General features: G+C 38.1%; 23 protein-coding genes and 1 pseudogene. 18 read left to right on the forward strand and 6 right to left on the reverse strand.

The features are described from left to right. The 5 genes from RT445_RS14890 to RT445_RS14910 form a co-directional block, all read left to right on the forward strand. Positions 1-354, forward strand: a 354-nt coding sequence (locus tag RT445_RS14890) for a branched-chain amino acid ABC transporter permease (RefSeq protein ID WP_396631808.1), incomplete at its 5' end; no start/stop codon positions are given. A 12-nt stretch (positions 355-366) separates the two neighbouring features. Continuing rightward, positions 367-1,302: a branched-chain amino acid ABC transporter permease gene (locus RT445_RS14895; protein ID WP_274794995.1), complete on the forward strand. Its 936-nt coding sequence runs from the start codon at positions 367-369 to the stop codon at positions 1,300-1,302. Beyond that, the gene (locus tag RT445_RS14900; protein WP_274794994.1) at positions 1,302-2,081 is read left to right on the forward strand and encodes an ABC transporter ATP-binding protein; all 780 of its coding nucleotides are present in this window, start codon (positions 1,302-1,304) and stop codon (positions 2,079-2,081) included. Before RT445_RS14895 ends, RT445_RS14900 begins: the two co-directional genes overlap by 1 nt. After that, on the forward strand, positions 2,081-2,788 hold the full coding sequence (locus RT445_RS14905; protein WP_048395515.1) for an ABC transporter ATP-binding protein: 708 nt from the start codon (positions 2,081-2,083) through the stop codon (positions 2,786-2,788). Before RT445_RS14900 ends, RT445_RS14905 begins: the two co-directional genes overlap by 1 nt. Positions 2,789-2,904: 116 nt before the next feature. After that, positions 2,905-3,402, forward strand: a complete 498-nt coding sequence (locus RT445_RS14910; protein ID WP_274794993.1) for a cupin domain-containing protein — start codon at positions 2,905-2,907, stop codon at positions 3,400-3,402. Between the two features lie 40 nt (positions 3,403-3,442). Here the strand turns inward: RT445_RS14910 and RT445_RS14915 are convergent, their stop codons facing one another. Both RT445_RS14915 and rluF read right to left on the reverse strand, forming a co-directional pair. Then, positions 3,443-4,162 (reverse strand): DUF6904 family protein, encoded by a 720-nt coding sequence (locus tag RT445_RS14915; RefSeq protein WP_312506395.1) that lies wholly within the window; start codon positions 4,160-4,162, stop codon positions 3,443-3,445. A gap of 24 nt (positions 4,163-4,186) precedes the next feature. Beyond that, positions 4,187-4,888 (reverse strand): 23S rRNA pseudouridine(2604) synthase RluF, encoded by a 702-nt coding sequence (gene rluF, locus RT445_RS14920; protein ID WP_274794991.1) that lies wholly within the window; start codon positions 4,886-4,888, stop codon positions 4,187-4,189. Between the two features lie 241 nt (positions 4,889-5,129). Between rluF and adh the strand changes: the two genes are divergently transcribed. The 5 genes from adh to RT445_RS14945 all read left to right on the forward strand — a co-directional run bounded on the left by adh (position 5,130) and on the right by RT445_RS14945 (position 10,378). Continuing rightward, positions 5,130-6,650, forward strand: coding sequence for an aldehyde dehydrogenase (gene adh, locus RT445_RS14925; protein ID WP_312506396.1), 1,521 nt, complete (start codon positions 5,130-5,132; stop codon positions 6,648-6,650). Positions 6,651-6,671: 21 nt separating this feature from the next. After that, positions 6,672-7,031: a DUF779 domain-containing protein gene (locus RT445_RS14930; RefSeq protein ID WP_274794989.1), complete on the forward strand. Its 360-nt coding sequence runs from the start codon at positions 6,672-6,674 to the stop codon at positions 7,029-7,031. A gap of 361 nt (positions 7,032-7,392) precedes the next feature. After that, entirely contained in the window at positions 7,393-8,361 is a 969-nt protein-coding gene (locus tag RT445_RS14935) for a DUF4003 family protein (protein WP_312506397.1), read from the forward strand. Positions 8,362-8,402: 41 nt separating this feature from the next. Then, complete coding sequence (locus RT445_RS14940) at positions 8,403-9,830, forward strand: aldehyde dehydrogenase family protein (RefSeq protein WP_312506398.1); 1,428 nt, start codon at positions 8,403-8,405, stop codon at positions 9,828-9,830. 68 nt (positions 9,831-9,898) lie between these two features. Beyond that, a complete protein-coding gene (locus RT445_RS14945) occupies positions 9,899-10,378 on the forward strand; it encodes an acyl-CoA thioesterase (RefSeq protein WP_274794986.1) in 480 nt (159 codons plus the stop codon). 48 nt (positions 10,379-10,426) lie between these two features. Here RT445_RS14945 and RT445_RS23680 read toward each other — a convergent pair whose 3' ends face one another. Together RT445_RS23680 and RT445_RS23685 are read right to left on the reverse strand one after the other, a co-directional pair. Beyond that, positions 10,427-11,023, reverse strand: coding sequence for a methyl-accepting chemotaxis protein (locus RT445_RS23680; protein WP_396631746.1), 597 nt, complete (start codon positions 11,021-11,023; stop codon positions 10,427-10,429). Positions 11,024-11,191: 168 nt separating this feature from the next. After that, positions 11,192-11,929, reverse strand: a pseudogene (locus RT445_RS23685) (protoglobin family protein); the annotation flags it as partial. Positions 11,930-12,015: 86 nt separating this feature from the next. Between RT445_RS23685 and RT445_RS14955 the strand changes: the two are divergent. Continuing rightward, a complete protein-coding gene (locus RT445_RS14955; RefSeq protein ID WP_274794984.1) occupies positions 12,016-12,225 on the forward strand; it encodes a hypothetical protein in 210 nt (69 codons plus the stop codon). Positions 12,226-12,281: 56 nt separating this feature from the next. Here the strand turns inward: RT445_RS14955 and corA are convergent, their stop codons facing one another. Beyond that, a complete protein-coding gene (gene corA / locus RT445_RS14960) occupies positions 12,282-13,244 on the reverse strand; it encodes a magnesium/cobalt transporter CorA (RefSeq protein ID WP_312506400.1) in 963 nt (320 codons plus the stop codon). 37 nt (positions 13,245-13,281) lie between these two features. Continuing rightward, positions 13,282-13,968 carry a class I SAM-dependent methyltransferase gene (locus tag RT445_RS14965; RefSeq protein ID WP_312506401.1) on the reverse strand — a complete coding sequence of 229 codons (687 nt, stop codon included), beginning with the start codon at positions 13,966-13,968 and terminating at the stop codon, positions 13,282-13,284. 120 nt (positions 13,969-14,088) lie between these two features. On the opposite strand from RT445_RS14965, the gene RT445_RS14970 reads away from it, so the two are divergent. The 7 genes from RT445_RS14970 to RT445_RS15000 all read left to right on the forward strand — a co-directional run. Beyond that, positions 14,089-14,394: a DUF4870 domain-containing protein gene (locus RT445_RS14970; protein WP_274794981.1), complete on the forward strand. Its 306-nt coding sequence runs from the start codon at positions 14,089-14,091 to the stop codon at positions 14,392-14,394. Positions 14,395-14,661: 267 nt separating this feature from the next. Continuing rightward, the gene (locus RT445_RS14975; protein WP_274794980.1) at positions 14,662-15,132 is read left to right on the forward strand and encodes a CtsR family transcriptional regulator; all 471 of its coding nucleotides are present in this window, start codon (positions 14,662-14,664) and stop codon (positions 15,130-15,132) included. A 13-nt stretch (positions 15,133-15,145) separates the two neighbouring features. Continuing rightward, positions 15,146-15,688 (forward strand): UvrB/UvrC motif-containing protein, encoded by a 543-nt coding sequence (locus RT445_RS14980; RefSeq protein ID WP_274794979.1) that lies wholly within the window; start codon positions 15,146-15,148, stop codon positions 15,686-15,688. Then, the gene (gene mcsB, locus RT445_RS14985) at positions 15,685-16,794 is read left to right on the forward strand and encodes a protein-arginine kinase McsB (RefSeq protein ID WP_274794978.1); all 1,110 of its coding nucleotides are present in this window, start codon (positions 15,685-15,687) and stop codon (positions 16,792-16,794) included. Before RT445_RS14980 ends, mcsB begins: the two co-directional genes overlap by 4 nt. Then, a complete protein-coding gene (locus RT445_RS14990; protein ID WP_274794977.1) occupies positions 16,784-19,228 on the forward strand; it encodes an ATP-dependent Clp protease ATP-binding subunit in 2,445 nt (814 codons plus the stop codon). Before mcsB ends, RT445_RS14990 begins: the two co-directional genes overlap by 11 nt. Before the next feature lie 91 nt (positions 19,229-19,319). Continuing rightward, positions 19,320-20,696 (forward strand): DNA repair protein RadA, encoded by a 1,377-nt coding sequence (gene radA / locus RT445_RS14995; protein ID WP_312506402.1) that lies wholly within the window; start codon positions 19,320-19,322, stop codon positions 20,694-20,696. Positions 20,697-20,977: 281 nt separating this feature from the next. Continuing rightward, the coding region (locus RT445_RS15000) for a PIN/TRAM domain-containing protein (protein ID WP_313470790.1) at positions 20,978-21,837 on the forward strand (860 nt) is incomplete at its 3' end.

Consider the following 21,837-nt stretch of genomic DNA (forward strand, 5'->3'; position numbering starts at 1 on the left):
GATGCAGCTCGTTTAATGGGCATTAACGTTGATAATACAATCTCTGCAACATTTGCTATTGGTTCAGCTTTAGCTGGTGCAGCAGGTGTTATCTTCGGTGTTTATTATACAAAAATTGACCCGTTAATGGGGGTAATACCAGGAGTTAAGGCATTTATCGCAGCTGTTCTTGGTGGAATTGGTATCATTCCTGGAGCTATGGTCGGTGGTATGTTACTAGGTGTTGTAGAGTCATTAGTAAGTGCTTTAGGCTTCTCGTTATGGCGTGATGCTGCAGCATTCGTTATTTTAATTTTAATCTTAATCTTCAGACCATCGGGTATCTTTGGTAAAAACGCCCGTGAGAAAGTGTAGGTGAGCGGTTTTATGAAAAAGTCTAAAGTTTTCTGGGGCTATGCCGTAATAGCGCTAGTCATCTATGCCGTTGTACAATTGTTAATTACGACTGAAGTAATTGATATGTACTATAAAAATATGTTGATTACTATGTGTATTAACATCATGTTGGCTGTCAGCTTGCATATTGTTATTGGGGTTACTGGACAATTCTCGATTGGGCATGCTGGGTTCCTTGCTGTGGGAGCATATGTATCAGCTATCATAACAACAAAGTTAATGTTGCCATTCCCACTGGCTATCTTATTAGGGGCAGTTGCAGCAGCCATTGCAGGTCTTATTGTAGGTATTCCAACTCTTCGCTTAAAAGGTGATTATTTAGCGATTGCCACACTAGGTTTTGCAGAGATTATTCGTATTATCTTCTTAAATACGGATTATGTTGGTGGTGCAGCAGGGATGCAGGTTAAATATTTATCTAACTGGACGTATGCATTCTTTGGTGTAGTGTTAACCATCCTAGTTATCTCAAACTTTACAAATTCTCGACATGGTCGTGCATGTATTTCCATTCGTGAAGACGAGATTGCAGCAGATGCTATGGGTATTAATACAACTTATTATAAGGTTGTTGCATTTGCGATTGGCTCTTTCTTTGCCGGTCTAGCTGGAGCTATCTTCGCCCATAACTTTTATATTATTCAGCCGACGACTTTCGGCTTCTTAAAGTCTTTTGATATTTTAATTTATGTTGTACTGGGTGGGTTAGGTAGTCTTTCAGGATCAGTGATTGCTGCGATTTTCCTAACAGTAGTATCTACGTATCTAGCAAACTTCCCAGAGACTCGTATGATCATTTATAGTTTAGTTTTAATTATCGTAATGCTTTATCGTCCAACAGGCTTAATGGGAACAAAAGAAATTACTGATTTATTTAAGTTTGGTAAAAAAGGAGGTACGAAATAATGACTGGAAACCTTCTTATCAATGTTGAAAACATGGGTATTCAATTCGGTGGTTTAAAGGCGGTACAGGGAGTTAACATGTACCTTAATCAAGGCGAATTGGTAGGGCTTATTGGACCTAACGGTGCAGGGAAAACAACTAGCTTTAATATGTTGACGGGAGTTTATACACCGACAGAAGGCACTATTACTTTTGATGGTAAGAAATTAAATGGACTTGCACCATTCCAAGTTACACAAAAGGGGATTAGTCGTACATTCCAAAATATTCGTCTCTTTAAAGAGCTATCTGTTTTAGACAATGTTAAGGTAGCCAACCATTCGCTTGCTAAGCATTCAATGTGGTCTTCAATTTTTCGTTTGCCCAACCACTTCAAAGGTGAGGCAGAAATGGAGCTTCAATCCATAGAGTTCTTAAAAATCTTTGGATTAGACGTCTATAAAGATGAACTAGCAAAAAATTTACCATACGGGATGCAGCGTCGTTTAGAAATTGCTCGTGCATTGGCAGCAAAGCCAAAGCTCCTTTTATTAGATGAGCCAGCAGCAGGTATGAACCCACAGGAAACACATGATTTAATGGAGTTAATTGCTTTTATTCGTAAAGAGTTTGGCTTAACAATTTTGCTTATTGAGCATGATATGAGCCTAGTTATGGGTATTTGTGAACGCATATATGTACTCGATCATGGACAATTAATCGCTGATGGGACACCAGAAGAAATCCGCAACAATCCAAAGGTAATTGAAGCGTACCTTGGCGAGGAGGTTATCGGCTAATGCTAAAAGTACAAAATATAGATGTTTTTTATGGCAACATTCAAGCATTAAAGGGCCTCTCTTTAGAAGTAAACGAGGGTGAAATTGTAACGTTAATCGGTGCAAATGGTGCTGGAAAAAGTACGTTGTTAAAGACATTGTCAGGTTTATTGAAGCCCAAAGGTGGCATTATTGAATATGAAGGCTTTTCTATTGCCGGGAAAGCTGCTCAAACCATTGTGAAGTCGGGGATTTCTCACGTTCCTGAAGGTCGTCGTGTTTTTGCCAATATGTCAGTGGAGGAAAATTTAGAGCTTGGTGCATATCTAAGAAATGATAAAGCAGGTATTAAAAAAGATATGGATCATGTTTTCGAGTTATTTCCACGGCTATTAGAGCGCCGCAAGCAGCAATCAGGTACATTGTCGGGTGGGGAACAGCAAATGCTCGCAATGGGGCGTGCTTTAATGGCGAAGCCAAAGCTACTATTAATGGATGAACCTTCCATGGGACTTGCACCATTGATGGTTAAAAACATCTTTAATATTATTGAGCAAGTCAATAAAGAGGGTACAACTGTACTCCTTGTAGAGCAAAATGCGAATATGGCCTTATCTGTCGCTAACCGTGCTTATGTACTTGAAACGGGACGTATTGTTTTATCTGGTTCGGCAAAAGAGCTTCAGGAGAGCGAGCAAGTAAAAGCGGCTTATTTAGGTGGCTTATAAAATTAGAAGGGTGTCTCAGAAATGAGATGCCCTTTTGGTTTTCCTTGTTATTAAATAATCAAAAGTAGCATGTTTACTTTATTTTTTGGTAAGGTGGAAAAAAGGAGAGATGCTTTTTGAAGTATTCAGCACAATATTTTATTAAACAATTAAATTTAGCCGAACATCCAGAAGGAGGTTATTATGTATCATCATTTCGTGCTTCAGATAATATAGCAGTGAGAGATGTTCAGAGACCAATTTACACTAGTATTTATTTCTTATTACGATCGCAAGATATATCACACTTACATCGATTGCAATCAGACGAACTATGGTATTATCACGCAGGAAGCCCACTAACAGTACATATGATCTTTCCAGATGGTACATATGAGGCGAAGAAGCTAGGCTTGAACGTAGGAGCTGGAGAAGTACCACAAATTGCAGTGCCGAAAAATACAATTTTTGGCTCATCAGTTGAGGAATCTGATACGTTTAGTTTAGTTGGATGTATGGTAGCACCTGGTTTTGATTTTGAGGATTTTGAATTATTTACACAAGAGGAGCTTTTAGCGGATTATCCTCAGCATGAGGAAGTTATTCGTAAAATGGCATACAAAAAAATCATGTAGAAAAATAGCCGTCTCATTGCTTATGAGACGGCATCTTTTTTTACCATAATATCTCTTCAGGATAATTGAGCTGAATTTGAATATCATGTAACGCTTGTTTAGTCGCAATCGCTGCTTCCATTAGATGGGCTTTTAAAGCAACATATTCATGGTCCTCTACCAGCAAGCGTACAGCAAATGCAGCTAAATGTGCTTGACGTTCCTCTTTACTTAATTGGATATATTCTAGATTCAGAACATCCACATACTGTGTAGCAAAGCGGAAGGTTAACGGATTTTTAGTATGAAGCATTCTTAAAAAAACCATATAATCTTCCTCATTAACTTCTTGTTCTAAACAATTAGCAATAGCTGCTTGAAACTTGCGGATAATAGCCATCTCATTATTCCACATAGCCGCTTTGTTTAATTTTTGGTGTAAATCAATAAAATCATTTAATGCAATGGCACAAAAGATTATTTCTGGCCAAAGAATTTCTGTGGCAAAATAAACATTTTTATTTGGGAAGATCAGTTCATGTTGGGTAAGGACATTCTTATTAAGTCCATTACCGACAAACTCGAGGTGATGTTCACCGAGCATAGCATGTCTTAGTTTGTAGCAAACGCTTAAAATACGTAGTCGAGGACCCTGATAATCATAGTATTTGTTTTCGTCCCCAGTTACCTTATAAATAGCGTTGATTAATTCGTCTAAATCCCAATAATCGGCACTAATTCGTACCCCTGTGAGTTGCTCTGTACTTTGAATAGCTAACATAGTCCCCGTCCTCCCTTAAATATTTTATTTTGGTGTGTAGTTGAGTAGTCTGAAAAGCTCTGCTCGTTCCTTATCTGTCAAATCACGCCATTGACCGACTTTTAAATTGCCAAGCTTGATATTCATAATACGAATACGCTGTAGACGTTTAACAGAATAACCGAGTGCAGAACACATTCGGCGAATTTGACGATTTAAGCCTTGCTCTAAAATAATTTTAAAAACTTTGTCCGAAATCTTTTCAACTTGGCAAGGTAATGTAGTGGTATCTAAAATATCGACACCCGCTCCCATTTTTTTGATAAATTGCTCTGTTATAGGCTTATCCACCTGAACAATATACTCTTTTTCATGATGGTTTTCAGCACGTAGAATTTTATTAACGATATCCCCATCATTGGTTAATAACAATAATCCCTCTGATTCCTTATCCAAACGTCCAATATGGAATATACGCAAAGGATGGTTGACAAAGTCAACGACATTGCCTTTTATATGGCGCTCTGTTGTACTTGTAATGCCGACAGGTTTATTGAGAGCAATATAGACAAGCTGTTGTTCCTTCTTTACCTCTTTTCCATCAACACAAACTATATCCCCATCCTCAACTTGACTACCAACTGTTGCGAGTTCTCCATTAATCGTTACTTTTCCATCAGCTATCCATTTATCAGCACCACGACGTGATATGATTCCTGTTTCACTTAAATATTTATTAATACGCATAATGTTCTCCTAAATTTTATATTATTGTTAAGTATACATTAACGCCATGGATACAGTGAATTCTAGAAGCTTTTCTAGCAAAAATAAATTAATTGGAAAAGTTTTTGAAAAAGTTGAAATTATTTTATGTTTCTGACAATATATTAGGTGAGAGGGTTTCTATAAAAATATTGTTATTCCGACATAAAATAACGATTTTTGTAGATAGTTCTCATTAATTTGTGTAAAGGGGAGAAGTAAAATGGTTTATGCATTTCCAAACACTGAAGGATCGGTAGTTCAATTCAAAGAGAAATATGATAATTATATTGGTGGCGAATGGACACCTCCAACGAAGGGTCAGTACTTTGATAACGTTACTCCTGTTACTGGACAAGTTTTTACACAAGTAGCACGTTCCACAGCTGAGGATATTGAACTTGCTCTAGATGCAGCACATGCTGCTAAAGATGCATGGGGCAAAACATCACCGACAGAACGCGCAAACATTTTACTTAAAATCGCGGACCGCATCGAACAAAATTTAGAAAAACTAGCCGTTGCCGAAACATGGGATAACGGGAAAGCGGTACGTGAAACATTAAATGCAGATATCCCTCTTGCAATTGATCATTTCCGTTATTTTGCTGGAGCATTACGTGCTCAAGAAGGCTCAGTGAGCCAAATTGATAACGATACAGTTGCTTATCACTTCCATGAGCCAATAGGGGTAGTTGGTCAAATCATTCCTTGGAACTTCCCGCTATTAATGGCAGTATGGAAGCTTGCGCCGGCACTTGCAGCTGGTAACTGTGTTGTATTAAAACCTGCAGAACAAACACCGGCATCTATTATGGTGCTTGTAGAATTAATAGAAGATTTAATACCGCCAGGTGTTATTAATATTGTGAATGGATTTGGATTAGAAGCAGGGAAACCGCTTGCATCTAATCCACGTATAGGGAAGATTGCCTTTACGGGGGAGACGACAACTGGCCGTCTAATTATGCAATATGCTTCTCAAAACCTTATCCCAGTTACATTAGAGTTGGGTGGTAAATCACCAAATATCTTCTTTGAAGATATTATGGATAAAGATGATGCCTTTTTAGATAAAGCAGTTGAAGGCTTCGTATTATTTGCACTAAACCAAGGGGAAGTATGTACATGTCCTTCTCGAGCATTAATTCAGGAGTCTATTTACGATAAATTTATGGAACGTGTAATACAGCGAGTTGAAGCCATTAAAGTTGGCAATCCACTTGATCCAAATACGATGATGGGTGCTCAGGCTTCAAGCGAGCAAATGGAAAAAATCCTTTCTTATTTAGATATTGGTAAGCAAGAAGGAGCAGAATGTTTAATTGGTGGAGAGAAAAATAATGTAGGTGAAGGCTTCGAAAACGGCTACTACATCAAACCAACTGTCTTCAAAGGACATAATAAAATGCGTATTTTCCAAGAGGAAATTTTTGGCCCAGTTGTTGCAGTAACTACGTTTAAGACGAAAGAGGAAGCACTCGAAATTGCGAATGATACATTATATGGCTTAGGTTCAGGTGTTTGGACAAGAGATATTAATACAGCTTACCGTTTTGGTCGTGAAATTCAGGCAGGCCGTGTTTGGACAAACTGTTACCATGCTTATCCTGCACATGCTGCATTCGGTGGCTACAAAATGTCAGGTGTTGGTCGTGAAAACCATAAAATGATGCTTGCTCATTACCAACAAACGAAAAACTTATTAGTTAGCTACAGCGAAGATAAACTTGGTTTCTTCTAATTTGTAGGGAGGTGCATGAGCGTGGTTGAACGTGTATTAGCTACGACAGAAGCGCTGGCACTAATCGAACTTTTAAAAGAGAAACATGGACCTGTTATGTTTCATCAATCAGGGGGATGCTGTGATGGCTCCTCACCTATGTGCTATCCAGAGGGTGATTTACTTTTAGGTGATCAGGATGTTTGTCTTGGAGAAATTGGTGGTTCTCCTTTCTACATGCACAAAAATCAGTATGATTACTGGAAGCATACACAAATCATACTGGATGTGGTGGATGGAAGAGGTGGTATGTTCTCGCTTGAGGGCGTAGAAGGAAAACGTTTTCTAACAAGGTCAAGAGCCTTCACACCAGAAGAGTTACAGGAGCTAGGGTTAATTTAACAAATATGTTACAGCGGCAAAGAATTCTGCCGCTGTTTTTTATCTTGATTCAAAGATTAATGAGGCTAAATTGTGTTTAATTTTTATGGAAAAGAGTATGTAAATCAATATTATGTGATGAATTTCTTAATAATAAAAATAGTTTTAATCGATCCTTTAAGGTCATAGTAAATAATAGTTTCCTGGTGGTTTTTCCTATCATCGTCAATCCCCCTTTTTATAGTTACTAATATTTCCTATTAAAACAAATAAATTAAGTAACATACATTAAATTAAGTTTACTTTTTATGTTAATTGTTACAAAGCGTGTGAATCTTTCTCACAATATGTAACGTAAAATGAGTAAAGGAGTGTGCTAAATATGGATTACGTGATGATTGAAAATACATTTACCAATACAGTAGAGGAAGTATCCAAAGCTGCGGGCTGGACAGTGGACCGTAAAATTATATTAGCTATTGCTAGTACATTTGTTGCGTCAGGGAAAACGTTTGATACAGCGAAGTATAAAAGTGTATTGCAAGAGATGAAGAAGCAGTCGTCGTGGATGTCTCCTTTACGATCAACAGTTGGATACAGCATTGCTGCTAATTTAATGGAACAAGAAAATGTTGAAAAGGCCGTAAAGGATTTATTAACAAATGTGAGTATCTTAAGGGACGCGAAATTTAGAAGTGGCAATTTTAGCTATATCGGAGCACAATTTTTGACAGAGGATGAAAAGGATAAAAAAGCACATGCACAGGCAGCTAGATCTTTGTTCGATGCAATCCGTAAACACCATCCATTTTTAACATCTTATGAAGATATTCCTTATGCAGTATTGCTAAGTAGCTCCAATGATGATGGTGAGTTACGTGCAGAAACAATGAATCGCTACTATAAAGAACTACGAACCTATAATTTTAACGCTGGTAATGAGCTTCAATGGCTATCGCAAGTATTAACTTTTTTATCACCTCAATTTGATGGTCAACTAGTACCAAATGTTGTGATGCTAAGAGATACGCTCAAAAAGCAAAATATTAAGGTCAGGGCTATGCACTATCCTTTACTTGGTTTTTTGGCCATACTAAATCTTAATAAAACACAACTACAAGATATCATTGATCTTCATCATGAATTAAAGGATTTGAAATTATTAAAATGGCACCGCGAATTTGTCCTGTTTATGGCTGTACAAATTTCCATTTACGACATGGCGAAGGTGCAAAAATCTCTATCCATGACCATTATGTCTTCCATTGAATTATTAATTCAAGCACAGCAAGCTGCGATGATGGCAGCGGTTAGTGCAGCCGCCATTGCTTCTAGTTCAAGTTCTTCGTGATAGAATAAGAAGGAACATATTATTTGGAGGTGCATTCAAGGATGAAGGAAACAAAACTGTGGATTAATGGTCAGTGGCAAGATACAGAGAAAAGCTATGAGCTAACATCTCCATATAGTGGTGAGGTTATTGCTCATATAGCAAAAGCATCGATTCAAGATGTAAAAAGAGCGATCGAAGGCGCACAGCAGGCATTCCAATTGTTTAAAAAAACAACAGCCTACGAGCGTGCCGAAATATTATATAAAGTCGTTGATATAATGCGACAACGTAAAGATGAATTGGCCGAGATTTTAGCATTAGAGGCAGGAAAACCGATAACAGCTGGAATAGCAGAAATCGACCGCACCATTGCAACTTATCAATTTGCAGCAGAAGGCGCAAAACAGGCAAAGGGTGAAACTGTGCCGATGGATGCAGCACCTGGAGCAGGGGATCGTATAGGATGGACAAAGCGCGAACCGTTGGGCGTTATTTCTGCCATTACACCGTTTAATTTTCCATTCAATTTAGTAGCACATAAATTAGGCCCGGCTTTCGCAGTGGGTAATACGGTAGTGTTAAAGCCAGCAACGCAAACACCATTAAGTGCTATTGTCATGGCTGATATTTTTCGTGAAGCAGGATTACCGGACGGAGCGCTACAGATTGTGACAGGAAGTGGTGGTGAGCTTAGTGATACACTTGTTACACATCCTTATGTCAAAAAGGTAACATTTACAGGTAGTGGTAAAGTAGGTTTGAAAATTAAGGAAAAAATAGGCCTGCGTAAAATAACATTAGAGCTAGGTTCTAATGCAGCGGTAATTGTCGAACCATCGACGCCAATCGATAAAATTATTAGTCGCTGTGTGAGCGGGGCCTTTAATTTTGCGGGACAAGTATGTATTTCATTACAACGTATTTATGTCCATTCTTCTATAGTTGATGAGTTTACTAAAGCATTTGTTGCAGAAACTGAAAAACTTATAGTAGGAGATCCATTAGATAAAAATACCGATGTTAGTGCGATGATTAATCCGAATGAAGTTGTAAGAATTAGGGATTGGATTAAGGAAGCTCAGGAACAAGGTGCAGTGATTGCAACTGGTGGTGTGTTTACAGAACGTTCTTTAACACCGACTGTTATGACGAATGTCACTGCTGATATGAAAATTGTTTGTCAGGAAACATTCGCACCAATCGTCTCAATTGTTTCATATGAAACATTAGACGACGCGATTCGACTTGTGAACGAGTCGGACCTTGGTTTAAATGCAGGTATTTACACGAATATATTATCCGACGCCCTTTATGCAGCAGACGAATTGCAAGCTGGTGCTGTCATTATTAATGATATTCCGACATTCAGGATAGATAACATGCCTTATGGTGGAGTGAAAATGAGTGGTTATGGACGTGAAGGAATTAAGTGGGCAATTGAAGAAATGACAGATATGAAATTTATTTCGATGAAAAAGTCATTCTAGATTTGCATCAGCTCTTTTTCTGCGATACGATGACGACAGAACATACATGAAGGGAAGTTGCATGAATTATGCCAAACAACGCTGTACCTATGAGCCAATCACGTACGGTTCAATCGCGTCTCGTATTACCCCCAGACACTAATAATCACAATTCTATATTTGGCGGAAGAGTGTTAGCTTATATTGATGAAATCGCTGCTATTACAGCAATGAAACATGCTAAGGGACTTGTAGTTACGGCTTCTATCGATTCGGTTGATTTTTTATCAGCCGCACATGTAGGAGATATTCTTGAAATCGAGAGTATTGTTTCGTCTACAGGACGTTCTTCAATGGAGGTTTATGTTCGCGTTGTTTCTCGCAATATTGAGACTGGTGAGGAAAAATTAACGACAGAATCATTTGTTACGATGGTTGCGGTAGATGAGAAAGGGAAACCAGTACCGGTTCCTGCGATTTACCCTGAAACAGATGAGGAAAAGCGTTTATTTGAAACAGGGCCAGCAAGACGAGAGCACCGTAAACAAAAACGTGCATTGCCACACTAAGTACAAGGGGAGCTCCACTATTAAAATAGTGAGGCTCCCTTTGTTATTTTACATATTTAGTTCGTTGACGACATTAATGAGCGAGTCAGAAGATGAAGAAACAAGGGTAGCACCTTGTGATAATTCAGTAATTAAATTAGAGATGGCTGAAATATCTCTAGATGTATTGACATATTGCTGTTGAATCCCTGCAACAGCATCTGCAATATCATTAAATGACTTGGATAAATTCTCTTGTGTATTGACACTATGCTGAATTTTTTGATCAACGTTGATAACAGAACTAGCCATGGTTGTAATATTACTTTCTGTTTCTTTAATGAGGTGAGAAACATTCTGCACGGCATTTTTTGTTTCCTCAGCAAGCTTACGTACTTCCTCGGCTACTACTGCGAATCCTTTACCGTGTTCTCCAGCCCGAGCAGCCTCTATCGATGCATTTAACGCTAATAAATTTGTTTGATCAGCAATGCCTGTAACAAGTCCAACAATCTCAGATATTTTTTGAGAAGAGGTACGTAGCTGATTCATCGTTACCTCAAGACTGTTAACACTTTGCAATATAACTTGGATTAAATCATTTTGTTCTTTAAGCTGCTGTTGACCACGTCTTGATTTTTCTTGAGTATCTGCAACGAAGCTCAACCCTTGTTTGGTCGCGACAGCAATATCATCAGTTTGTGAGGAAATTACTAGTAGTGAAGCGGCTGTTTCTTCACTAATCGCATTAAGCTCCTCTGCAGTACTTTGAATGGTCGTAACAAGTGCATTTTTTGTTGCATCGGCAGCTGTACGAATACGTTCTTCTTCTTTTTCATAGGCCTCAATTACAAGTTGTTGCTCAAAATTAATGATTTTACAAAAAGCGTTTATGGCACGAATAGCATCCTTTTTTGAAAGATCTACTTCATTCACAAAATTTGTGAAGGTAGAAGTGAGTGATTGGAATGATGCAATATACCATTTTGATTGTAACCCAATACGCACATGAGCCTCAGCAATTGCTTTTCTTTCGGCAATATAGGCATTATCAATATGACTTTCAAAAATATCACTTAAATGTTTATGTAATGTAATTTTTAAACGATCAATATGCGAAGTTCTATTAATAATATCAAGTAAATCTTGGCTCAAACTAATGGCTACATAAAATTGCTCCACCATTGCAGGGATTAAGTCCTTTGCTAAAGGTTGTAGTTGCTTAATAATCGCTAAATCCTCAATCGTTAAGTTTAAAAGTTGTAACTGTTTTTGGAGATTTGGATGATTCAATACATCTAGTTTTACATCGCTCTTAAAAATTTCTGGTGTTAATGAAATTGAGTAGCTAGAACTGCTTTTTTTTGAAAACCAACTCATTATTGTTTGCTCCATTCTTAATATCCATAATAAATTGAAAGTAAAAAGTACTTTTGAAATGTTTGTTTTGTAAATTTGATAAATAATTGGTACTAAATCTATTTTACTATTAATTGCTGAATATTTGGATAAAATTTTGGATATTTCTTTATTTTTTACTTTATTATCAGACCGTTTTGTGGCAAAGTACATTTGAATTTAAATGAGGAAACCTGTAAAATACGAACTGTTTAAACAGCTACTAATTGTTCGTAAAAAAGAAATAGAGGAGGTATTGCATGGAGAAAAAACGTTTTAAATTTGTTATTCCAGTCATGGTTATTGTCGCAATTGGTTCCATTTACATGTTACGAAACTATTATGCTGAGGTACCAGATGTTGAGCAATTATTAATTGCTGTATGTGCAACTTTAGGGTCTGGGGTATTAGCATACTTCTTATTCCCGCAACAAGGGGAAAATAAAATTGATGATCGTGGGCCGTATTAACAATAGATAAATAGCACTGCTCGTTTTTTCCAAAAAAAACGAGCAGTTTTTTGTCCTTATGGTTTAAAAAGTTTAAACCAGCCTTTATGTTTAAAGATAGCAAGCATAAAGATAACGATAATAATCATGATGCCAAGTACAATAAAATAGCTATATTGACCGTGAAGTTCAGGCATATTATCGAAATTCATCCCATAGACGCCAGCAATAAAAGTTAGCGGTATAAAGATGGTCGACACAATCGTTAAAGTCATCATAATACCATTCATACGACTTGAACTCATGGCCATATAACTATCGCGCATATCTGCTGTAAGTTCTCGATTGGATTCAACCATTTCTGTTAATTTAAGTAAATGGTCGTAGATATCTCCAAAATAAGCTCGTTCTGATTTATTTAATGAAAATCGATAAGAATTAAGCACCCGATATAAAAGGTCACGCATTGGTAAAATGGTACGTCTTAAGTCAAGCAAATCGCTTCGAAATTCGAAGACAATCTTCATAGCATTTACATTGCTTTGGTATGTAAGCTCGCCTTCTAGTGCATTTAAATGATCCTCAATTTTATAAACAAGAGGGAAATAACTATCAACGATTTTATCTATAGTTTGATAAGTTAGGTAAATAGTGCCACGTTCCCAATTCTTTGGCTGGTTTTCCAAAAGTTTTTGAACCCTCTCTATTTCGGGTACAGGGTTCTTATGGAATGTCACAATATATTTATTAGAGGCAAAGATATTTACCTCTTCCGCTCCTAATGTCTCTTCGTTTAATCGATGAATAACAAAAAAATGAAAATCATCGTAAAAATCGAGCTTTGGACGCTGTAAGCGCATTAAGCAATCTTCAATAGCTAGCGGGTGGAAATGAAAAAATGAATCCAGCAAGGATTCCTCCTCTGCAGTAGGACAGTTAAAATCAACCCAATACCATTCAAACTCTTGCTGATGTATAGTTTCCAAAGGGAAATCTTTTAGTAGTTGTTGTTTTTTTGTAATGCCAATGGTGCTTATCACAGCTTTCACCTCAAAGTTATTACTACAAAATATTTATTTAATGCTCCTCTTTAAAGCATACCCATCCACCAAACAAAGTAGTGGCAAAAAATCTACTAGGTTTTATAAAACCCGCTTTCTGTAACAATGTCACAATATCTTCTTCTCGCATAAAGGAAAGGGAGCGAATGGATTTTTCCATTTCTGCTACATCGGATACCGAAAGCTTTGTATGTTGTAACCAATAGGAACGCCATAAATCAAATTGAAGCTCTGTTTCGATCGAACCGGGTTCACCATATTTTGAGACAAGGACAAAGGGGGCACCGGGTTTTAAATGTTTTGCTATTTCTTTCAATGTCGATAGCTTATCCTCATAATCCTGAATAAAATGAAGGACGAGTACTAGGCTGGCTGCATCATAATTTTCAGTAGATAACTGAGTATCTAGTATTGTTCCTTGATGGTATGACATCCTATTGGTTAGTGATTTTAAACGTTCTTTAGCTATTTTGAGCATGGATTCTGAGGGATCAATGCCAGTAAATGACCAAAAGGGTCTGCCTTCTGCAAGTTGTAAAATCTCGTTGCCGCTTCCTGAACCTACGATTAAAATCTCAGCCTTTTCAGGCAATGTAGAATGATAAAAGGTTTGTATTAAACGAAGCATTGCATCATAGCTTGGTAAAGTACGACGAATACCTTTTTCATATTCATTTGCTAAAGTATTGTTAAATTCCATCATGCATCACTGCCTTCCAAAAAAATTTTTAAAAATCCAATTCAATGTGAAACTATTACGGGTATAGTTCCGTAAATAGAAGTACATAAAACATAAACAAAGGATAAGAAAGGGTTGATATATATGGAGAGTAAATGGTCTAAAGTAATCATACACGCTAGTGCATTTTTTGCGCCATGGTTAGTACCCATTATTTTCTTCTTAATTAGTTCTGATGAGGAAGTGAAAGCAATTTCCATTCAAGCATTGCTATTCCAAATCGTTATGGGAGTTTTAATTGCTATTTCTGTTGTTTTAAGCTTTGTCCTTATTGGATTACCGTTTTTACTTATTTTCGGCATTATGCTATTTGTTGTACCGATTATCGGTATCGTTAAAGCACTGTCTGATGAACCTTGGCGTTATCCAATAGTTGGACGTTGGGTATAAATTTTATAAACGCAAGTATATGCTAGTTGCATATGCTTGCGTTTTTTCTATGGCTAATAAGGGTACATTAAGTGTATGAGGAAATAGAAAACCGAACAGATATGATAAAAAAAGAGCTAGTTTCAAGAGCATAAAATAGCCAATTTCAGTACTTTTCATTTTCTATGGGCGAAATCATTGCAATTATTTTCAAGCGTTTTGTATAATATACTCAAAGAAAGTCAAAGATAGTCAAAGTCAGTGAAGCAAGCGAGGTGTATTCCTAAAATGCGTAATATATCAGACATCATAGAAGGTTACTTAAAGCAAGTACTTGAATTAGGTGGAGAAGGGCATATTGAAATTAAACGTAGTGAGATTGCTGATAAATTTCAATGTGTCCCATCACAAATAAATTATGTCATTAATACAAGATTTACTGCCGAGCGAGGTTACCTTGTTGAGAGCAAACGTGGTGGTGGTGGATACATTCGAATTTTACGTGTCCGCGCGAATTCACAGATTGATTTAATCGATGATGTTCTCAGGCAAATTGAAGGTGGAGCCTCACAAACGATGGCAGAGGATTTAATATATCGGCTTATCGATGAGCAGGTAATTTCAAAACGAGAAGCGAAATTAATGTTAGCAGCAATTGATCGCTCAACGATCGATTTACATCTCCCTCTAAGAGATACCATTCGATCAAAAATATTGCGAGCGATGCTGACAACAATCAAATATGAACAGCAAAAATAGTGAGGTGATGGGAATGATATGCGAACATTGTAAACAACGTAATGCAACAGTTACAGTAACACAAGTTCAAAATGGGCAAAAGGTGGAGCACCATTATTGTGACGTCTGCGCCTCACAGTTCCATCCATTTCATGCAGAATTTAAACAAGAGCCAGTTTCTATACAACAGTTATTATCAAACTGGTTTGGCTCACCAACGTGGCAAAAGGTTGGAGAAAAACAACAAGTACAACCACAACAGCAAACATGCCCACAATGTGGATTTTCGTATAAACAATTTTTAAAAGAAGGGAAATTTGGATGCCCAAGCTGTTATGACACATTTAGTGAGCATTTACCAAAGCTCTTTAATCGCATCCAGGCAGGACCCCAACACATCGGAAAAATGCCTGGCGCTCGCAGTAATGTGTATGTAATTAAAAAGCAAATTGAGGATATTCGTAAGCGAATGAAATCGGCTGTTGATGAAGAACAATTTGAAGAGGCGGCTAAGCTTCGAGATGAAGTCAAAGAGTTAGAGAAGCAGCTGCAATTTGAAGGTGGTGATGTGACATGATGATTGAATCATTTTTAGAGCGTGCGACGCCATCTTGGATGCATATCGAGGATGATTATTCAGATATTGTCATTAGTACACGTATTCGCCTTGCTCGAAATTTAGATGGTTATCGTTTTCCGCTGGCATTCTCAGAGAATGAAGCATTGCAAGTGGAGCAGGCAGTTACACATGCAGTAAGTGATAGCCCAACGCTTCAAAATGATTATGCTTATTTTGCTATAAAGGATTTAACACCTTTGCAGCGTCAAATTCTTGTCGAAAAGCACTTAATTAGTCCGCAATTAGCTAAAAAAGAACAAGTGGGCTCTATCCTACTTTCTGAAGATGAATCCGTTAGCATTATGGTGAATGAAGAAGATCATTTGCGCATTCAATGTATGACAGCAAGTTTTCAACTTCAAAGTGCTTATGAACAAGCAAATAAAATTGATCGTATTCTAGAGAAGGTATTACCTTACGCCTTCCGAGATACATTTGGCTATTTAACAAGTTGTCCGACGAATATTGGTACGGGTCTCCGAGCATCCGTCATGATGCATTTACCTGCCCTAACCTTAACGGGACAAATGAATCAAATTATTAATGCTATGACACGCTTAGGCATGACTGTAAGAGGTATATACGGAGAAGGCAGCGAAAATTTAGGCAATGTTTATCAAGTGTCTAACCAAATTACTCTTGGTAAGACAGAAGAGGACATTTTAGCAGATATCCAAAGTGTCGCTGAAAAGATTATTCAGAAAGAACGACATGCAAGAAGTAAATTGATGGAAAAAGCGGAGCTTGCTCTAGAAGATAGAGTATATCGAGCTTTAGGTACTCTAACTCATGCGAGAATTTTAACAAGTGAGGAAGCAGCTACCTGTCTATCTAATGTTCGTCTAGGTGTGGATTTAGAGTTGATTGCAGGTATTCATGCAACAACGTTAAATGAGTGTGTTGTCAGTATGCAACCAGGTTTTTTACAGCACTATGCAGGCGAGGCACTGCCCCCTGCTGAACGAGATCGTGTACGAGCAGAAATGCTTCGTGAGGCGTTATCTCGAGAATATACGAATAAGCCTATAAATGGGGAAAAAGGAGAGGATTTATATGATGTTTAATCGTTTTACACAACGCGCGCAAAAAGTATTACAGCTTGCTCAAGAAGAGGCTATTCGTTGGAAGCACGAATCTATTGGCACAGAGCATATTCTATTAGGGCTTATACGTGAAGGCGGCGGTATTGCTGCAAAAGCGTTAGAAGCTATTGATATTAGTCCTCAAAGAATTGAAGCTGGTATTGAAGAGTTAGTTGGTAAGGGTAAAGAAGACGTTGGCCCAATTGTTCATTATACGCCAAGAGCTAAGAAAGTAATTGAACTATCAGTTGACGAATCACGTAAATTAGGTCACTCATATATCGGCACGGAGCATTTGCTACTAGCCCTTATTCGTGAAGGAGAAGGGGTGGCAGCTCGTGTCCTAAATAACGCCGGTGTCGGTTTAAATAAAGCACGTCAACAAGTACTATTGCTACTAGGTAATAACGATAATGCACAATCTGGACAACAAGCAGCACAAGCTGCCAATACTCCAACATTAGATAGCCTAGCACGTGATTTAACACAAATTGCACGTGAAGGTACATTAGACCCTGTTATTGGTCGAAGTAAGGAAATTACACGTGTCATCGAGGTTTTATCACGTCGTACTAAAAATAACCCTGTATTGATTGGTGAGCCTGGTGTTGGTAAAACAGCTATTGCGGAGGGGCTAGCACAGCAAATTATAAATAACGAAGTGCCTGAAATCCTTCGTGACAAGCGAGTGATGACGCTCGATATGGGAACTGTCGTTGCTGGTACAAAATATCGTGGTGAATTTGAGGACCGTTTGAAAAAGGTAATGGATGAAATTCGCCAAGCTGGTAATATTATTTTATTTATCGATGAATTGCATACATTAATCGGTGCTGGTGGTGCAGAAGGTGCGATTGATGCATCCAATATTTTAAAACCATCTTTAGCACGAGGCGAGCTTCAATGTATTGGGGCAACTACGCTTGATGAATACCGTAAATATATTGAAAAGGATGCAGCATTAGAGCGTCGTTTCCAACCAATTCAAGTGGATGAACCAACAGTAGAAGAAGCGATTCAAATTATTCAAGGCTTACGTGATCGTTATGAAGCACATCACCGCGTAAAAATAACAGATGAAGCAATCGAAGCAGCTGCAAAAATGAGTGACAGATATATTTCTGACCGCTTCTTGCCAGATAAAGCGATTGACTTAATTGATGAGGCTGGTTCTAAAGTACGCTTACGTTCATTTGCAGTGCCACCAAACCTAAAGGCACTTGAAGATAAGCTTGAAAATGTTCGCTCGGAAAAAAATGCAGCCGTATCGGGCCAAGAGTTTGAAAAGGCAGCATCTCTAAGAGACACAGAGCAAAAGCTGAAAGATGAAATTGAAGCTACTCGGAAAAATTGGAAAGAAGAGCAAGGCAAAGCCGAATCAAAAGTGACTGTGGATGATGTTGCAGCAGTAGTATCGATGTGGACAGGAATCCCGGTAGCTAAAATTGCTTCCGAAGAATCATCGAAGTTGTTACAACTCGAAGAGGAATTACACAAACGTGTTGTTGGGCAAGGAGAAGCGGTAGAGGCCATTTCCCGTGCAATCCGCCGTGCAAGAGCAGGCTTAAAAGATCCAAAACGACCAATCGGTTCATTTATCTTCTTAGGACCTACAGGTGTTGGTAAAACAGAGCTTGCAAGAGCGCTTGCTGAAGTAATGTTTGGTGATGAAGATGCTATGATACGTGTCGATATGTCTGAATATATGGAGAAACATTCGACTTCACGCCTAGTAGGTTCACCTCCAGGCTATGTAGGCTTCGATGATGGTGGTCAACTGACTGAAAAAGTTCGTCGTAAACCTTATTCAGTAGTATTATTAGATGAAATTGAAAAAGCACACCCTGATGTGTTCAATATTCTTCTGCAAGTTCTTGAAGATGGTCGTTTAACAGACTCTAAGGGGCGTGTTGTAGACTTCCGCAATACAGTGGTTATTATGACATCTAACGTTGGTGCTGATGCTTTAAAATATCAAAAGAGCCTTGGTTTCAATGTAGGCGGTGCTGCATCTAAACATAAAGACATGAAGGGTACAATGCTAGAAGAATTGAAAAAAGCATTCCGCCCAGAGTTCTTAAACCGTATCGATGAAATGATTGTCTTCCACTCATTAGAAAAAGAGCATTTAAAAGAGATCATTGCAATGATGGGCAATGCATTAACGAAACGCTTAAAAGAGCAAGATATTTCGTTAGAGCTAACAGATGCAGCCCTTGAGAAAATTGCAGAGGAAGGCTATGACCCTCAATACGGTGCGCGTCCACTACGCCGTGCATTACAAAAACAAGTAGAGGATCGATTATCCGAAGAATTGCTTAAAGGTAACGTAGAAAAGGGTAATCAAGTAGTCATTGATTATGTAAATGATGAATTTGTTGTGAAGAAAAAAGAGGGAGTTTCTATCTCTAAATAATTTCATGTAAAGACAGCGAGGCTTTAGGTGCCAAGCTGTCTTTTTTTCTGTACAATTGATGATAAGAACAAATATTCGAGGTGAAAAGAATTTGGCGAAGAAAAAAACGAAATTCGTATGCTCGGGCTGTGGCTATGAATCTGCTAAATGGATGGGTAGATGTCCAGGATGTGGAGAATGGAATAAAATGGTGGAAGAAGTAGAAGTCGTAGCAAAAGGACCACGTGGCGCATTTCAACATTCTGCTACAGTAACCCAGAAAGCCCTTCCGATTATACAGGTTGAAGCAACTGAAGAATCCCGTGTTGCGACGGAAATGGGCGAATTGAACCGCGTTCTAGGTGGTGGCATCGTACCGGGCTCTCTAGTGTTAATAGGTGGTGATCCTGGGATAGGGAAATCTACTTTATTATTACAAGTTTCGGCTTTACTTTCGAATAAGGGGCATCGTGTACTTTATATTTCGGGTGAGGAATCCATTCGTCAAACGAAGTTACGCGCAGAGCGTTTGGGGGTTGTTTCCCAGGAGCTTTACATCTATTCCGAAACGAACCTTGAATTTTTAAACCAAACAATTGATGAAGTACAGCCGAAATTTGTCATTGTCGACTCGATTCAAACGGTCTTCCATCCAGAGGTAACGAGTGCACCAGGAAGTGTCTCACAGGTCCGTGAATGTACAGCAGAGCTTATGAGAATTGCTAAGACAAAGGGTATTGCAATTTTCTTAGTTGGACATGTAACAAAAGAAGGACAAATTGCCGGGCCTCGCATTTTAGAGCATATGGTGGATACCGTATTGTATTTTGAAGGGGAAAGACATCATAACCATCGTATTCTACGAAGCCAAAAAAACCGCTTTGGCTCCACAAATGAAATTGCGATATTTGAGATGCTTCAAGGAGGTTTAAAAGAAGTTTTAAATCCTTCTGAGCTATTTTTGCAGGAGCGCTCACAAGGAGCTGCGGGCTCAACTATCGTTGCATCGATGGAGGGGACAAGGCCAATTCTTGTTGAGATTCAGTCTTTAGTTACACCTACAAGCTTTAACTATCCTAAACGTATGGCTACTGGTGTTGACCAAAACCGCGTGCAACTACTAATGGCAGTACTAGAAAAGCGGATGGGTCTCATGCTACAAGCCCAGGACGCATATATTAAAGTTGCTGGTGGCGTCAAACTGGATGAGCCAGCTATTGATTTAGCTGTTTTAACTAGCATTGTCTCTAGTTTTAAGGATCAAGCAGTACGAGCAACGGACTGTTTTATTGGTGAAGTAGGGCTAACAGGTGAGGTGCGTCGTGTATCCCGTATAGAACAACGTGTTATTGAGGCAGCGAAGCTAGGTTTTAAAAGAGCCTTTATTCCCGCATCTAATATTGGTGGTTGGGATTTTCCACAGGGAATTGAAATTGTCGGTGTAGAAACGATAAAAGATGCGCTTAATGCCTGCTTCAGAGAGTTGTAAAAAAATGTGCATGTTGGATATTATTCTGACATGCATTTTTTCCTTCATTTTTGACGATGAATTCGGAAACTCAAGTAAGGGGATAAACGTCCTTGTTTATAGTAAGAAAAGAGTTATGAAGAAATAATATAAAACAAACTAAAATGGATGTTTGAAGAATTTTATGTAAATAATTTATCTAAGTTCAGGAACATTAAAAATAATGATATTTGATGACCTGATGAAAGATTTTCTACTGTAAACTATGTATAATCTTAACTAACAATAGGAGGTGACAGCTTGTGAAAAAATTTGTTCAAATTGCGTTTTTACTGATTGGAGGAGCATTAGGCCTTGTTTTCTTACCGCCATTATACGAATTGCTTCATCTATCATCTAATCCTTGGCTAGATAATCCTTACGTATCGGTAGCATTAGGCGCACTTTTACTTTTTACCCTTTCGTTTGCATTTTCCGATTATTTTGTGAAGCTCATTAGCTGGATGGAAGAGGTCCTGTTTAAGGTCCCTGTCGGAGATTTATTATTTGGTACGCTTGGTTTAATAATTGGCCTTATAGTCGCTTATTTTTTAGGCTTTGCTATCGATAGTGTGCAAATTCCTGTTATTACAGAGGTACTCCCTATTATCCTGTCATTTGTATTAGGGTATTTAGGCTTTCGTCTTGGTTTTAGAAAAAGAGATGAATTAATACAGCTTTTTACCTTACGGAGTAATAATACAAAGAAAAAAGCTACTGAAGGTGCTGAGATCCCAGAAGTACGAGGGAGCTATAAGCTGCTAGATACGAGCGTTATTATTGATGGTCGTATTGCGGATATTTCAGAAACAGGCTTCATAGAAGGTATCCTAGTTGTACCCCAATTTGTCCTCACGGAGCTTCAGCATATTGCGGATTCTTCTGATACGTTAAAACGCACAAGAGGTCGTCGTGGTTTAGATATTTTAAGAAAACTCCAAGATGAGCGTAAGACAAAAGTTGAGATAACGGACGAGGATTTTGAGGATGTACAAGAAGTAGATTTAAAGCTCGTACGACTTGCAAAGAAAATGGGTAACGACACGCAAATTGTCACGAATGATTTTAACCTTAATAAGGTCTGTGAGCTACACCATGTGAAGGTATTAAATATTAATGATTT

The sequence above is a fragment of the Lysinibacillus sp. genome, assembly GCF_032093475.1.
Lineage (GTDB): Bacteria > Bacillota > Bacilli > Bacillales_A > Planococcaceae > Lysinibacillus > Lysinibacillus irui.